This window comes from Oleiphilus sp. HI0086 (assembly GCF_001635225.1).
On the sequence record NZ_LWFZ01001441.1, the window covers coordinates 1 to 1,118 of the forward strand.

General features: G+C 45.7%; 2 protein-coding genes. One reads left to right on the forward strand and one right to left on the reverse strand.

The features are described 5' to 3' along the window. The coding region (locus A3756_RS24500) for a DUF3422 family protein (RefSeq protein WP_156490745.1) at window positions 1-413 on the forward strand (413 nt) is incomplete at its 5' end. A 109-nt stretch (window positions 414-522) separates the two neighbouring features. On the opposite strand, the gene A3756_RS24505 is transcribed toward A3756_RS24500, so the two are convergent. Further along, window positions 523-981, reverse strand: a complete 459-nt coding sequence (locus tag A3756_RS24505) for a SufE family protein (RefSeq protein WP_068553456.1) — start codon at window positions 979-981, stop codon at window positions 523-525. Between the last annotated feature and the right edge of the window lie 137 nt (window positions 982-1,118).

Below are 1,118 nucleotides of genomic sequence, written 5' to 3' on the forward strand. Positions count from 1 at the left end.
AGTTTCTAAGTCGTCGTTTAACGCCAGCTTACTTAACATGTGAAACCATAGAGAAAGATTTGGATGACTTGTCGCGCAGAATTGATAGAGCCAGTGAATTACTGCGAACGCGCATGAACCTCACAATAGAATCGCAGAACCAGAATTTACTGCAGTCCATGAACCGCCGTGGCAAGCTGCAGCTGCGTATGCAACAGGCTGTTGAAGGCTTATCTGTAGCAGCGATCAGTTATTATCTGGTTGGCTTGGTGAAGTACGTCGCAGAGTCTGCAAAATCAGGCGGCTTAATCGAAAGCAGCACGCTGGTTACCGGTATTTCAGTACCTTTTGCTATTGGTTTTGTGATGTTTGGTTTGGGACGAATGAAACGCAAGCTACATAAGGAAAATGAGAAACTGAAGGGAAATAATTAAATGGCTCTTAACCGAGTAGACCGTAGGCAGAGCCTTCCACGGCTCGCTGGCGGGTTAGCACGGAGAGTCCATATAAGGGGTGGAACCCTCTGCTTACGTTCGTTAAAAACTAAAAATTTCCAGCGATATTCTTCATGCGTTCAAGCATAGAGCGCAAGCCATTGCCTCGGGTTGGGCTGATATGACGCATCAGATCCATGTCATTGAATATTGCTTCAACATCTTTAGCGACGATTTCGGCAGGTGAGCGTGCATTAAGTGTCGCCAGTACAACAGAGGCAAGGCCTTTGACGATAATGGCGTCGCTCTCAATTAAAAAGAAAAGCTTGTTGCTGGCTTCGTCAAAGTTGTGAACAAGCCAGACTTGGCTTTGGCAGCCATGGACCAGGTTTAGTTCAGTCTTCTCTGCTTCAGGAAATGCCGGGAGTGATTTACCTAGGTCGATGATATATGCGTAACGTTCTTCCCAGTCATCCAGAAATTCGAAAGCCTCAAGGATATCGGCATCCGTAGTTTCGGTACCAAAAGGGTTGTTTTTAAACATGTCTGGATTAGCAGCTTGACTCATTAATACGACCTAAAGTGATAAACGATGATTCCGAGGGCGGGATTATATCATACAGATCGAGGCTTTCTTAAGGGGTGATTTTACCCTGTTAACATGCTGTATGTAGGTCGGGCTTTAGCCCGACAATGCAGGAACTT